Source organism: Massilibacteroides vaginae, from assembly GCF_900178525.1.
GTDB lineage: Bacteria > Bacteroidota > Bacteroidia > Bacteroidales > Tannerellaceae > Massilibacteroides > Massilibacteroides vaginae.
Genome location: NZ_FXDJ01000009.1, coordinates 1,192,924 through 1,206,513, shown reverse-complemented (window position 1 = coordinate 1,206,513; position 13,590 = coordinate 1,192,924). Strand labels below are relative to the sequence as shown.

Genomic DNA, 13,590 nt, shown 5'->3' with positions numbered 1-13,590 from the left:
TTTAAACTGATAAAAAATGAAAACTTTTAAATATATAACATTGATAGCAGCCCTACTTACACCATTGGCAGCATGTGATTCTTTTCTTGATGAATCACCAAAAGGAGTAGCAGACTCAGAGAATCTGAAGAATTCTGAAGAGATAGAGAAAATGGTTATTTCTGCTTATTCGTCATTAGGTAATGATAATTATTCGGATGGAATGAATGCACTCTGGGCATATGGTGACCTACGGAGCGGTGATGCACATAAGGGCGGTGACGGAGCAGGAGATATGGGTGATTTGAACATGTTTGAAACCTTTGTTTACATGCAAGAAGATTTAGGTTATCTTGATCGTAAATGGTATGCACAATACGTTTACGTGGCACGTACTAATGATGCTTTAGCTCGTATTTCAGCGGTGGATGAATCCGAATATCCTAAAAAGAAAATTCGTGAAGCTGAAATGCGTTTTTTACGCGCGCATTTCTATTTCGATTTAAAAATATTATTCAAACATATACCTTTTATTGATGAAACAATTCCGACAGAAGAGTATATTAATATCTCAAATGTAGAGTACAGTAACCAAGAGTTATGGGATAAGATTATTGCAGAGTTTCGTTTTGCCGTTGAGAATCTGCCAGACAATAATGAGGATGTAGGACGAGCAAATAAGGCTATGGCAAAAGCGTATTTAGCTAAAACTTTGCTTTATGCGGCTTACGAACAGGATGAACAACATAATGTAACCAATATAGACAAGACAAAACTGGAAGAAGTCGTAACTTTGTGTAACGATTTGGACGGACGCTTTTCACTTGCAGCGGATTTTGCCAATAACTTTTTGTGCGAGACGGAAAACGGTTCGGAATCTATTTTTGCGGTTCAGCATTCTCATAGTGACGGAACTTTGCGCGGACGCTTGGATTGGGGTGCTATGTTAAACTATCCTATGAATTCCGAATACGGATGCTGTGGTTTTCACCAACCCACACAAAATATGGTAAATGCTTTCCGTACAGATGAAAATGGACTACCATTGTTTGAATCCTTCAATGATAAAAGCATTTCTACTCCTGAAGAATTATTGACAAACAACATCGACCCACGCTTAAATCATACAGTTGCAATACCAGGTTTACCTTATAAATATAATCCAGAATTCTTGTTTCAGGAAGATTGGAACCGCAGTCCTCAAATATACGGAGTATTCATGTCAATGAAGGAAACGGTTTTACCCGATTGTCCTTGCTTTGCTAAAGCGGATCCATTTATGTCAAGTTCAAAAAACCGGGATATCATTCGCTTTGATGATGTTTTGCTTTGGCAAGCAGAAGCTTTAATCGAAATAGGTCGTCAAGATGAAGCCCTTCCACTGATCAATCGTATTCGTGAACGCTCTGCAAATAGTACTGCAAAATTAGTAGATGTACAAGGAGATCCGATTGGAAAATTCAAGATTTCATCTTATAAACCAGGAGATAATTGCCCAGCATGGACACAAGATTTCGCACGCAAGGCTTTACGCTTTGAAAGACGTTTGGAGTTTTCACAAGAAGGATATCGTTTCTTTGACCTTGTACGTTGGGGAATTGCATCTGAAACAGTCAACAAGTATCTGGCTGTAGAAAAAACACGTCGTGGAGCTTTCCTTCAGGAAGCACGTTTCACAAAAAACAGAGATGAATATTTCCCTATTCCAAAAGCACAGATTAATTTTAGTAAAAAATTGTATCAGCAGAATTATGGCTGGTAACTTTAAATTCAAACACACGAAAAACATAAAAATATGAGAACATTCATTATCACTTGTCTGGCAGTTCTTTTAGCAATACCATCTAGTGCTGAAGATCTGAAATTGAAAATCACAAAGCGGTATTTAAATATACCGGTTTCTCATAAAGAGGAACGAGCCAGTATGTCTTTTCAGATAAAAAACAAGAAGGAACGTGAATTCGTTATCCGCCTTGCACCTGAAAACCCTGATTATTGGGTATTCTGTGACATGAGTCACCTTCAAGGGAAAGAGATCAACATTACATACGCAGGTAATAACACCGGTTTAAAACAAATTTACCAATCGGAACAAATAGCCGGACAAGACAGTCTCTATAAAGAAAAAAACCGTCCTCAACTTCATTTTTCTACACGTAGGGGATGGATTAATGATCCTAACGGACTTGTTTTTCATAATGGCGAATACCATTTGTACTACCAACACAATCCGTATGAAAAAGAATGGGGCAACATGCATTGGGGACATGCAGTAAGTAAAGATTTAATTCATTGGGCAGAATTACCTGTGGCTCTTTATCCAGACGAACACGGAACTATGTTTTCCGGCTCAGCTATAATTGATTACGATAACACACTTGGTGTAAGCAAAAAAGGATTGCCTACAATGGTGATTGCCTACACTGCCGACAGTCCGGCAAAACAGGTACAATGCATCGCGTATAGTCTGGACAATGGTCGTACATTCACCAAGATTGCTGAAAATCCCGTGATTGACTCTAAACATATCTGGAATAGCCAGGATACACGTGATCCGAAATTATTCAAGTATCAACCAACAGGGGATTGGACTATTGTATTGAATGAGCGAGACGGCCATTCAATTTATACTTCCCGTGATTTGAAAAACTGGACATACCAAAGTCATATCACAGGATTTTGGGAATGCCCTGAATTATTCGAACTTCCGGTTGATGGAGATCCTAAAAACACAAAATGGGTAATGTATGGAGCAACAGGAACATACATGCTTGGTTCCTTTGATGGAAAAAAGTTCACTCCTGAGTCCGGGAAACATTATTATACAACTGGTTCACTCTATGCAGCCCAAACCTTTGCAAATATTCCTGATTCTGATGGACGCAGAATTCAGGTAGCATGGAGTAGATTATCACATCCGGGCATGCCCTTTAATGGTCAGATGTTAATCCCTACAGAACTTTGTTTACGCAAAACAAAAAACGGTATCCGTTTATTCAGTGTGCCTGTAAAAGAGTTTGATACTTTACAAACAAAAGCCGGAGAATGGAGTTCTCTATCTTCAGACAAAGCAAATGAGGTAATAAAAGCATTTAATAATTCAGAAATACTGCGTATAAAAGCGACTATAAAGTTATCTCATGCTACAAGTGCCGGACTAAGCCGTAATGGACAGGCATTACTTGATTATGATATGAATGGCAATCTGGTTAATGGAGTTTTCTATTCTCCTGAAGATATGACAAGCATGGAAATCACAGCTGATCTCATTATTGATAAGACTTCCGTTGAAGGATTTATTGATAACGGTGCTTATTCATACTCTATAAGTCTGAACGCAAAGAATGACGAAGGATTCCGTTTCTGGGGGAACAATATTGAAATCAAAAATCTGGAAATCCACACATTAAAGTCAATTTGGAAATAAAAATATGAGAAACTTTTTATTCTATATTTCTTTTCTTTGTATTGCAGGTATTATTTCCTGCAATACAAAGAAAGAATCTTCGGTAGAAGAAGTACCTTTTCAGGAAAAACATCGTCCACAGGTACACTTCTCTCCGGTTGCCGGTTGGATGAATGATCCGAACGGGATGGTTTATTATGAAGGCGAATATCACTTATTCTATCAACATTATCCTGAAGCCTCGGTTTGGGGACCTATGCATTGGGGGCATGCTATCAGTAAAGACTTAGTACATTGGGAGCATTTACCTGTTGCTTTATACCCCGACAGCTTGGGATACATTTTTTCGGGTAGTGCTATAGTAGACTTGGAAAACACATCCGGTTTCGGAGCAAAGGAAAATCCTGCCTTGATCGCCTTTTATACTTATTTCGATCATACCAAACAAGGAATAAATCAAACACAAGCCCTTGCTTATAGTGTTGACAAAGGCCGTACCTGGGCAAAATACGAGAAAAATCCTGTTGTTGAAAATCCGGGAATACCTGATTTTAGAGATCCAAAAGTTTTCTGGCATGAAGAAAGTAAGCAATGGATCATGGCTCTTGCTGCTGGTCAGGAGATTCATTTTTATGCATCTAAAGATTGTAAAGAATGGACATTCTTAAGTCACTTTGGCGAAGGATATGGCAACCACGACGGTGTTTGGGAGTGCCCAGACATGTTTCCTCTTAAAGTAAAAGGTTCTAATGAAACATATTGGGTTTTAATTGTGAATATTAATCCGGGTGGACCGGCAGGAGGCTCAGCAACTCAGTATTTTGTGGGAAATTTTGATGGTAAAACATTTAAGAGTGATCAGAAAAAGGCAAAATGGGCAGATCAGGGAAAAGACAATTATGCCGGAGTAACCTGGTCCAATGTTCAAGATGGTCGAACTCTCTTTATCGGATGGATGAATAACTGGCAATATGCAGGGGAAAAACCATGTATCGCATGGAGTGGGGCTACAACCTTCCCAAGAGAACTCGGTCTTGAAAAAGATGGACAAGATATTTATCTTACTTCCGTTCCTGTCCGGGAAATAGAGTCTCTTTATGGAAAAAATATTTCTTTCTCAAATCTGGAAATCAATAAATCTAAGATTCTATCAGAAAGATTTTTACCTATGGCAGCACCCGTAGAAATAAAGCTTGTTTTTGACCAGACAGAAAATTCAAAGATGGGGTTTGCCTCTATCTACGGCATTCGTTTGAAAAATGCAAAAGGCGAATATATCTCAATCGGATATGACAACAAAGATAAGCTATTCTATACAGATAGGACCAATGCTGTGGGAGAGGTTTTTTCGGAGCATTTCTCCTCACTTCATTCATTCCTTTACAAAGTGGACACATCTCAGATCGAATGGCGGCTAATCGTGGACATGGCTTCGGTTGAGTTCTTTGCCGCTGGAGGTCGCGTTGTCTCCACAAACGTATTCTATCCATCTGAACCTTTTGATCAGATCGAAGTATTCGCGGAAGACGGTACCATTGATCTTGTGTCAGGATCAATCACAGAATTAAAATCAATCTGGAAATAAATATAATTTACATACCATGAAAACACGGAAGCCGGTAATAATAGGTATAGGCGAATTACTTTGGGATATGCTACCCGAAGGTAGGCTCGCGGGCGGAGCTCCAATCAATTTCGTATATCATACAACCTGCTTAGGCGCGGAAGGATATGCCATAAGTGCTGTCGGTAATGATGAGGATGGTGAGGAGATCATTCACGAATTAGAACGTAATAGAATAAACTATTGTGTTTCTAAAGTTGATTTACCAACAGGTTATGTACCTGTTACTCTAATAAACGGAATTCCAACATACACTATTATAGAAGATGTAGCTTGGGATCATATCCCGTTAACTGAACAAGCGATGGAATTGGTTAAACGTGCTAACGCGATATGTTTTGGCACACTCGCTCAACGCTGCGAAACATCCAGAAAGACAATTAACACATTAATTGATCTTGTTCCGGTCGAAGCATTACGGGTGTTTGATATTAATCTCCGACAACATTATTACTCAAAAGAGATTATAGAGGCGTCATTAAGGAAGGCATCGATTTTTAAAATCAATGATGACGAATTGATAATACTTCGTGACTTACTTCATTTACCGGAAGACAACGATACGGCTTGTCGTTCGTTAATTGACACATTTCATCTTTCACACCTCATATTAACAGCAGGCAGTGAATATAGCTCTGTCTACACAAAGGATATGGTTTCAACAATTCCAACTCCACGTGTTCAGGTTGCCGACACAATAGGTGCAGGAGATTCATTTACGGGAGCATTCATTTATTCCCTCCTTATTGGAAAAGATGTAAGAGAAGCCCATAAGCAAGCGGTTAAAACAGCGGCTTTCGTTTGCACACAAGCCGGAGCATGGGTAAAATACTCACAGAATAACAAAGATTAATCATGAAAGAAAAAAACATTTATTTGCTATTGCTCCCCATCATGTTCTCTTTTTTTGTTATGGGATTTGTGGATCTTACTGGAATCGCAACAAATTATATAAAAGCCGACTTTGAGTTATCGGATACAATCGCAAACCTTCTTCCATCCATGGTGTTCTTTTGGTTCCTGATTTTTTCTATTCCTACCGGGATGTTGATGAATAGGATCGGGCGTCGGAATACGGTGTTGCTTAGTTTAGCGGTAACTGCGTTAGCATTACTCATTCCTTTATTAGGATATAGCTTCCCAATTATGTTGATTTCCTTTTCTCTATTAGGGATAGGTAATACTTTTATGCAGGTATCTTTGAATCCTTTGTTATCCAACATTGTCAGCGGTGAGAAGTTAGCTAGTTCACTTACATTTGGACAGTTTATAAAAGCAATTGCCTCATTCCTTGCTCCCATTATTGCTGCATGGGCTGCATTTCGGTTTGGAGACTGGAAGATTCTTTTCGTTATTTTCTTTGTCATAGCCATTTTTGCTTTGATCAGTTTAAGTCTTACAAAGATCAAAGATCAGGAGAGAACAGACAAAAGTTCAACATTTAGAGAATGCTTCGCTCTATTAGGAAACAAGCTTGTTCTACTTGCCTTCTTAGGTATTATGTGTCATGTAGGTATTGATGTAGGAATAAACCTTACTGCACCTAAAATTTTAATTGAAAGATTGGGCATAGGTTTAGAAGACGCAGGATATATCACAAGTATTTACTTCTTATTCCGCACAATCGGCTGTTTTTCTGGAGCTTTTATATTAGCCAGATGGTCTCACCGAGTATTTTTTATAATCAGCTCATTATTGATGGTAGTTGCCTTCGGAGGTTTATTTTTCCTTCATGAACTTATGCCGATTTATATTTGCGTTGCGTTAGTGGGATTCGGAAATTCAAACATTTTCCCTATTCTATTCTCAAAAGCATTATTACATCTACCGGAACGGCAAAATGAAGTATCAGGACTTATGATCACGGGACTTTTCGGTGGTACTATTTTTCCTTTCTTTATGGGAATAGCGTCTGACGCAATTGGTTCACAATTAGGAGCTATCCTTATTATGAGCCTTGGTGTTGTTTATTTGATGGTGCTGTCGGTAGGGCGTTAGTATTTTATAGATAGGCTGTTAAAAGCGGTTACCGTTATTATTTGTAACTTTGCAGCCTATCTTATTAAAATAATACGACTTTGACAGAAAAGGATTTTGAAATTATGGCGCCGGTCGGTTCTTATGAATCACTGGCTGCTGCTATTCAGGGGGGTGCGGATTCTATTTATTTTGGAATTGAAGGGCTTAATATGCGCGCCCGCTCTGCGAACAACTTTACAACGGAGGATCTGCGTAAGATCGTGGCTATTTGTAAAGAACATCATGTTAAAAGCTACCTGACGGTTAACACCGTAATATATGGGGAGGATCTTTCGCTTATGCGGGAGATTATTGATGCAGCGAAAGAAGCTGAGATCTCGGCCGTTATTGCCGCGGATGTGGCTCCGATGAGTTATGCGAACAGCATCGGACAGGAGGTACATCTTTCTACTCAATTAAATATTTCCAATATTGATGCACTGAAGTTCTACGCTCACTTTGCGGATGTTGTGGTGCTGGCCCGCGAGTTAAATCTGGAGCAGGTTCATGAGATATACAAACAGATTGTGGAACAGCAGATCAAAGGTCCGAAAGGGGAATTGATCCGCATCGAGATGTTTGCGCATGGTGCTTTATGTATGGCGGTATCGGGAAAATGTTACCTGAGTCTGCATGAGCAGAATGTTTCGGCAAACAGAGGTGCCTGCACACAGATTTGTCGCCGTGGTTATACGGTGAAAGACAAAGACAGCAGTGTAGAACTGGATATAGACAATCAATACATCATGTCGCCAAAAGACCTGAAAACAATCCATTTCATGAATAAAATGATGGATGCGGGTGTGAGAGTGTTTAAGATTGAAGGTCGCGCACGCGGTCCCGAATATGTACGTATCGTGTCCGAATGCTATAAGGAGGCGGTTAAGTCGTATTGTGATGGAACATTCAGCGAAGCGAAAATAGAAGCTTGGGACGAGCGTCTTGCCACGGTATTTAATCGTGGTTTTTGGAATGGTTATTATTTAGGCCAGCGTTTGGGAGAGTGGACAAGCAAATACGGATCAAGCGCGACAAAGAAAAAGGTATATGTCGCAAAAGCAATCAAATACTTTAGCGAAATAGGTGTTGCCGAATTTGAAATGGAATCTCAGACGTTGAAGGTCGGAGATGAGATTCTTATTACCGGCCCTACAACAGGTGCTTTAATGCAAACGATTGATGAAATTCGTGTTGAGCTGAAACCGGTAGAAGAAACGGTTAAGGGCGAACGCTTCTCCTTTAAAGTAAAAGAGAAAATACGTCCGTCAGACAGAATGTATAAACTCGTTGTAAACAATACGCAAGAATTGAAATGATGAAGAAATATGTTTTTAAACTGGAAATGAAAGTTCGTGACTATGAATGTGATCTGCAAGGGGTAGTCAACAATGCGAATTACCAGCATTATATGGAACATACCCGCCACGAATATCTCGAATCGTTAGGCGAAAACTTTGGAGTCATGCACGAAAAAGGTGTAGACGCTTTTGTTTCGCGCGTGGAAATACATTACCGCACATCACTCCATAGCGGAGACCGCTTTTCATCTTATGTGAATATCAGGAAAAACGGACCGAAGTTAGTTTTCGAACAAGAGATATACAGGGAGCCCGATAACGTTTTAGCCGCCAAAGGCACAGTAGATGTGGTGGTGGTTGAAGACGGAAAACTAACCCGGGGAGAGTATTTCGATCATCTGATAGAATCCGACGAGGAAAAATAAACATCCAGAATAACATGCTATACCAAATTGCCTTAACTATGATACACGGGGTGGGGTATGTCCACAGCCGTCAGCTTTTAGAATATTTCGGAACAGCCGAAGCCATCTTTTCGGAGAAAGAACGCTTACTTGAGAAAGTGCCGCGCATCGGTGCCAAAACCGCGGCGGAAATAAAAAATCCGGAAGTCTTGTCTCAGGCCGAAACCGAGTTGGCTTTTATGCAGGAGAACGACATTAAAGGATTGTTCATTACAGACGAAAACTATCCTCAGCGGTTAAAGGAATGTGCCGACGCTCCACTCCTGCTCTATTCAAAAGGGAATATTGATTTAAACCGGAAGCGGGTTATCAGTATTGTGGGCACACGCAACGCAACGGCTTATGGTAGAGAACAAACTGAACAATTAGTGACTGAGTTAGCTAAAGCTTTTCCCGATTTGCTGATTGTTAGCGGACTTGCTTTTGGGATTGATATCTGTTCGCACATGGCCGCATTAAAAAATAACCTTTCTACAATAGGCGTGTTGGCGCACGGATTGGATCGCATCTACCCCGGTGCTCATCGGGGAACAGCTATAAATATGCTTCAACAGGGCGGCTTATTAACCGATTTCCCAAGCGGAACAAATCCGGACAGACAAAATTTTGTAAAACGAAACCGTATAGTAGCCGGTTTGGCAGACACAACAATTGTTATTGAATCCGCCGAAAAAGGCGGTTCCCTGATCACGGCCGATATCGCATTCTCTTACAGTAGAGATGTGTTTTCTTTCCCCGGCAGAACTACGGATCCTCAATCGTGCGGATGCAACAAACTAATCCGGCAAAACAAAGCCGGCCTGATTACTTGCGCTGCCGATCTTATTTCCGCGATGCGGTGGGAAGAAACCAAGGGAACACCTATTCAGACAGAGCTCCTCTTTACTGAAGAGAAAGATGAAATTCCGGCTGTCACACTTATCAGACAGCACAAAGAAATCCATATAAATGAACTCGCCATCAAACTCGAAATGAGCATATCCGAATTGTCGGTTCTTCTTTTTGAATTGGAAATGGATGGCAGAATCAATGCCCTTCCCGGTAGCAGATATAAATGGATCAGATAATTTAACAATTCAATTTTCGTCGTAAAACAGAAGCTGTTTTTTACATTACTATATTTTTCTGAACATAAAGGTTATTATCTTAACAAACACACTCTTTTCTCTTAAAAACAGAGAAATCCGACTGATAAACCTTCCATATACTTCAGATTTATTACTTTTGCACCGGATCGGTCATAAAAGTATTGATAATGGAAATGATAAAAACAGAAGGGATTACCAAAAGCTTTGGGTCGCTGCAAGTATTAAAAGGTATAGATCTCACCATCAATCAGGGAGAGATTGTAGCCATTGTAGGACCAAGTGGAGCCGGAAAGACAACGCTTCTGCAAATTGTAGGTACATTGGACAAACAAGACAGCGGCCGGTTGCTGATCAACGGAACCGAGACTGCACGCCTCGGAGAAAAAGAGTTGTCGGCCTTCAGAAACCGGAATATTGGTTTTGTATTCCAGTTTCATCAATTATTGCCCGAATTCACCGCTTTAGAGAATGTCATGATCCCTGCACTTATTGCAAAAGAGAAAGCCTCTGTTGCGGAAAAGAAAGCAAAAGACATGCTGGATTTCCTGAAACTAACCGACAGAATGTCTCACAAACCGGCAGAATTATCCGGAGGAGAAAAGCAACGTGTAGCTGTGGCCCGCGCGTTAATAAACAATCCGGCAGTCATTCTGGCAGACGAACCTTCGGGAAGTCTGGACACCAAAAATAAAGAAGAACTTCATGCTTTATTCTTTGATCTCAGAAACCAAATGAATCAAACATTCGTAATCGTAACGCACGACGAACAATTAGCATCCGACACAGACCGTGTCATTCACATAAAAGACGGGATCGTCTCTTCTAAATAAAACGTTTTTCTATAATGACAAATACAGCAAGAGCTACTTTCGGTGGTAAATTCGGTGTTTTAATGGCAACCCTCGGTACCGCCGTAGGATTAGGTAATATCTGGCGATTTCCTTACATGTGCGGTGCTCATGGCGGAGGCGCATTTTTATTGGTATTCATTTTATGTATCTTGTTTCTGGGGCTTCCGGTTATGATTACCGAATTCTTCATCGGCAGGCATTCGCAACGCAATGTAACGGGTGCTTTTGACGTATTAGCTCCGGGCACACGCTGGAACCTCATCGGATACAACGGGGTTATTACTTCTTTTCTCATACTTGGCTTCTACACCGTCGTATCAGGCTGGACGCTGGAATATATGTTTCAATCTGTTTTCTATTCGTTTGAGCATAAAACAGCAGTAGACATAAAAGCGGATTTCAGCGCCTTTTCAACAGATATCGTTCGCCCCCTTTTCTGGACATTGATGGTTGTTTTAATTACGCAAATAGTAATTATGTCGGGAGTTAAGAAAGGAATAGAACGATCCGCAAAGGTTTTAATGCCGCTTTTATTTGTATTCCTGCTTTTATTGGCCATTCGCTCTGTTACTTTACCTAACGCGAGTGTGGGTTTAAGATACTTGTTCGAACCTGATTTCAGCAAGATTGATTCTGCTGCGATATTAAGCGCAATGGGACAAGCCTTTTTCTCTCTCAGTATCGGAATGGGCTGCCTCATCACCTTTTCGTCGTATTTCGGGAAGAACACAAACATGCAGGAAACTGCATTTCAGGTAAATATTATTTCAATTCTGGTAGCGATTCTTGCCGGAGTAATTATTTTTCCGGCTGCTTTTAGTTTTGGCATTCAGCCCACAGCCGGAGCAGAATTGGTATTTATCACGCTACCTAATGTTTTCGCTCAACTACCATGGGGCAACCTTTGGGCATTTTTCTTCTATGCTTTACTTGCTGTAGCAGCGATTACGTCTGTTATTTCTTTGCACGAAGTCGTTACCCTTTATTTGCATGAAGAACATCATATTTCACGCAAGAAAGCTGCTTATTATGTTTCATTTGCTGTTGTTATTTTAGCGTCTATCAGTTCTTTGTCTCTGGGCTATCTAAAAGAGTACACATTGTTCGGACTTACTTTTTTTGACTTTTTGGACTATATAACCGCGAAAATCATGCTTCCCCTCGGAGGAATGATGATCTGTATCTTTGTGGGGTACCGGATAGAAAAGAGAATTCTTAAAGCCGAACTCACTAACGAAGGAACTATCCCCTTCTACTTTTTTAATAGTTATGCTTTTTTTGTTAAATATTTGGCTCCGGTAGCTATTGCGCTGATACTTCTTTATGAAATAGGCGTATTTAAGTTTCTTGCCGGATTATTCTAAAACCTACCTGAAACCTTAACCTTATGGGCTGGAAAGATTTCTTTTATTTTTCTAAAGGAGAAAGACGTGCCTTGACGCTTCTGCTTTTTATTATCGCGACTGCATTTGTGTTGCTTATCCTGAAGGATTATTATGTCCCCGTCAAACAAGAAGCCATTGAAGCAAAGCTTGATACAATCTTGGTTATGCCTGACACTGCATTTTCGGAAACGGGAACAGAGAAAAAGCAACAGGCAGAAGTTATAAAGCAAACGATTCCATCCAAAAAGAAATACACGCCCAAACCTCGCCTTACAAAATCAGCTTCAACCTTTTCACAAAAGTTCCAGAAGGGAACAATCGTAGAACTGAACAGTGCAGACACAACTATCCTAAAGAAAGTTCCGGGAATCGGCACTGCTTTTGCCAACAGGATTGTAAAATACAGGGATTTGTTAGGAGGCTATTATACTGTTTACCAACTGCGTGAAGTATACGGCATTGATGAAGAAAAGTTTGCCGGGCTTGCGGTTTGGTTTGAAGCAGACTCTTCCCGTATCCGTAAAGTAGCAATTAATCAGCTTGACGTTGAAACACTTGCCCGCCATCCATACATCAGTTATAAGCAAGCGCGCGTAATCACCCGGATGCACGAACGAAAAGGATCCCTCAGCGGTTGGGAGATGTTGGATTTGCTCGAAGAATTTACCGAAGCCGATAAGAACCGGCTCAAACCTTACCTTTCATTTGACTAAAACATCTTTGTGATTATAAATAAAGAAAAATCATTTTGTTCGTCTTATCTTTGCACGCAAGAGTTTATAAAACAAAAACATGGAAACAAAAACAAGCAAATTGAAATCATGGTGGAAGAAGTTCCGCAACTTCTCTTTAGCTATACTGGCAATCGCGTTGATCCTTTTTGTAGGCATTAGATATTATTACCCCTACGGCGAAGGAGTTAAAACCGGGCAACTTAATTATGTTGTTTACAAAGGAATGATATTCAAAACATACGAAGGCAAGTTAATTCAATCCGGCATCTGGTCAAACAAGCCGGGAGGGATACAATCAAACGAATTCGAATTCTCAATCGAGGATAAAATTATTGCCGAAGAACTGATGCGTGCCGGCGGTAAAACCGTTGAGCTGCACTATAAAGAATATTTCGGCGTTATCCCCTGGAGAGGCTATTCACGCTACGTAGTTGATAAAATTGTTCGTATCGGAAACGAAACTCCGGGAGACCTTTCCGGAATAATACCAAGTGAAGAGGAGTAAACATTCTCCTTTTCGCGGGCTAAAAGCGTATGAATCACTTGTTTTTACACACAATAATACTATATACTGAAAATAATACCTATCTTTGTACTATTATACAATTGAGTTTATATTGAATCATTCTTAACAATGCTTTGCTTCGTCTCTCCCCGGCGAATCTTCTCATCGTCAAAATCGACCTCAAAATTAACTTTTTTTGTTAGTATTAACGGTCGCGAGGGTGTGCAGCACAATGTC

General features: G+C 40.3%; 12 protein-coding genes. All 12 read left to right on the top strand.

Annotated features, from left to right (window positions below):
- The first annotated feature begins 16 nt into the window (after positions 1 to 16).
- The 12 genes from B9Y81_RS13430 (at position 17) to B9Y81_RS13375 (ending at position 13,353) form a co-directional block, all read left to right on the top strand.
- Entirely contained in the window at positions 17 to 1,741 is a 1,725-nt protein-coding gene (locus B9Y81_RS13430; RefSeq protein ID WP_085537419.1) for a RagB/SusD family nutrient uptake outer membrane protein, read from the top strand.
- A 33-nt stretch (positions 1,742 to 1,774) separates the two neighbouring features.
- The gene (locus B9Y81_RS13425) at positions 1,775 to 3,406 is read left to right on the top strand and encodes a glycoside hydrolase family 32 protein (RefSeq protein WP_085537418.1); all 1,632 of its coding nucleotides are present in this window, start codon (positions 1,775 to 1,777) and stop codon (positions 3,404 to 3,406) included.
- 4 nt (positions 3,407 to 3,410) lie between these two features.
- The gene (locus B9Y81_RS13420) at positions 3,411 to 4,970 is read left to right on the top strand and encodes a glycoside hydrolase family 32 protein (RefSeq protein ID WP_085537417.1); all 1,560 of its coding nucleotides are present in this window, start codon (positions 3,411 to 3,413) and stop codon (positions 4,968 to 4,970) included.
- A gap of 16 nt (positions 4,971 to 4,986) precedes the next feature.
- Positions 4,987 to 5,862, top strand: a complete 876-nt coding sequence (locus B9Y81_RS13415) for a carbohydrate kinase family protein (RefSeq protein ID WP_085537416.1) — start codon at positions 4,987 to 4,989, stop codon at positions 5,860 to 5,862.
- A gap of 2 nt (positions 5,863 to 5,864) precedes the next feature.
- Entirely contained in the window at positions 5,865 to 7,007 is a 1,143-nt protein-coding gene (locus B9Y81_RS13410) for an MFS transporter (RefSeq protein WP_085537415.1), read from the top strand.
- 80 nt (positions 7,008 to 7,087) lie between these two features.
- On the top strand, positions 7,088 to 8,344 hold the full coding sequence (locus tag B9Y81_RS13405) for a peptidase U32 family protein (RefSeq protein ID WP_095996284.1): 1,257 nt from the start codon (positions 7,088 to 7,090) through the stop codon (positions 8,342 to 8,344).
- A complete protein-coding gene (locus B9Y81_RS13400; RefSeq protein ID WP_085537789.1) occupies positions 8,344 to 8,751 on the top strand; it encodes an acyl-CoA thioesterase in 408 nt (135 codons plus the stop codon). The genes B9Y81_RS13405 and B9Y81_RS13400 overlap by 1 nt, the downstream gene beginning before the upstream one ends.
- Before the next feature lie 14 nt (positions 8,752 to 8,765).
- Positions 8,766 to 9,857 (top strand): DNA-processing protein DprA, encoded by a 1,092-nt coding sequence (gene dprA / locus B9Y81_RS13395; protein ID WP_394335443.1) that lies wholly within the window; start codon positions 8,766 to 8,768, stop codon positions 9,855 to 9,857.
- Between the two features lie 194 nt (positions 9,858 to 10,051).
- Entirely contained in the window at positions 10,052 to 10,708 is a 657-nt protein-coding gene (locus B9Y81_RS13390; RefSeq protein WP_085537788.1) for an ABC transporter ATP-binding protein, read from the top strand.
- Between the two features lie 14 nt (positions 10,709 to 10,722).
- Positions 10,723 to 12,093, top strand: coding sequence for a sodium-dependent transporter (locus B9Y81_RS13385; protein WP_085537413.1), 1,371 nt, complete (start codon positions 10,723 to 10,725; stop codon positions 12,091 to 12,093).
- Between the two features lie 23 nt (positions 12,094 to 12,116).
- Positions 12,117 to 12,827 (top strand): ComEA family DNA-binding protein, encoded by a 711-nt coding sequence (locus B9Y81_RS13380; protein WP_085537412.1) that lies wholly within the window; start codon positions 12,117 to 12,119, stop codon positions 12,825 to 12,827.
- Between the two features lie 79 nt (positions 12,828 to 12,906).
- Positions 12,907 to 13,353 (top strand): hypothetical protein, encoded by a 447-nt coding sequence (locus tag B9Y81_RS13375; RefSeq protein ID WP_085537411.1) that lies wholly within the window; start codon positions 12,907 to 12,909, stop codon positions 13,351 to 13,353.
- Positions 13,354 to 13,590 lie beyond the last annotated feature (237 nt).

Bases quoted from the DNA above. Each gene is read 5' to 3' on its own strand.
- B9Y81_RS13400 (WP_085537789.1), top strand. From the start codon at position 8,344: ATGAAGAAATATGTTTTTAAACTGGAAATGAAAGTTCGTGACTATGAA.
- dprA (WP_394335443.1), top strand. From the start codon at position 8,766: ATGCTATACCAAATTGCCTTAACTATGATACACGGGGTGGGGTATGTC.
- B9Y81_RS13430 (WP_085537419.1), top strand. From the start codon at position 17: ATGAAAACTTTTAAATATATAACATTGATAGCAGCCCTACTTACACCA.
- B9Y81_RS13425 (WP_085537418.1), top strand. From the start codon at position 1,775: ATGAGAACATTCATTATCACTTGTCTGGCAGTTCTTTTAGCAATACCA.
- B9Y81_RS13415 (WP_085537416.1), top strand. From the start codon at position 4,987: ATGAAAACACGGAAGCCGGTAATAATAGGTATAGGCGAATTACTTTGG.
- B9Y81_RS13420 (WP_085537417.1), top strand. From the start codon at position 3,411: ATGAGAAACTTTTTATTCTATATTTCTTTTCTTTGTATTGCAGGTATT.
- B9Y81_RS13385 (WP_085537413.1), top strand. From the start codon at position 10,723: ATGACAAATACAGCAAGAGCTACTTTCGGTGGTAAATTCGGTGTTTTA.
- B9Y81_RS13410 (WP_085537415.1), top strand. From the start codon at position 5,865: ATGAAAGAAAAAAACATTTATTTGCTATTGCTCCCCATCATGTTCTCT.
- B9Y81_RS13380 (WP_085537412.1), top strand. From the start codon at position 12,117: ATGGGCTGGAAAGATTTCTTTTATTTTTCTAAAGGAGAAAGACGTGCC.
- B9Y81_RS13375 (WP_085537411.1), top strand. From the start codon at position 12,907: ATGGAAACAAAAACAAGCAAATTGAAATCATGGTGGAAGAAGTTCCGC.
- B9Y81_RS13390 (WP_085537788.1), top strand. From the start codon at position 10,052: ATGATAAAAACAGAAGGGATTACCAAAAGCTTTGGGTCGCTGCAAGTA.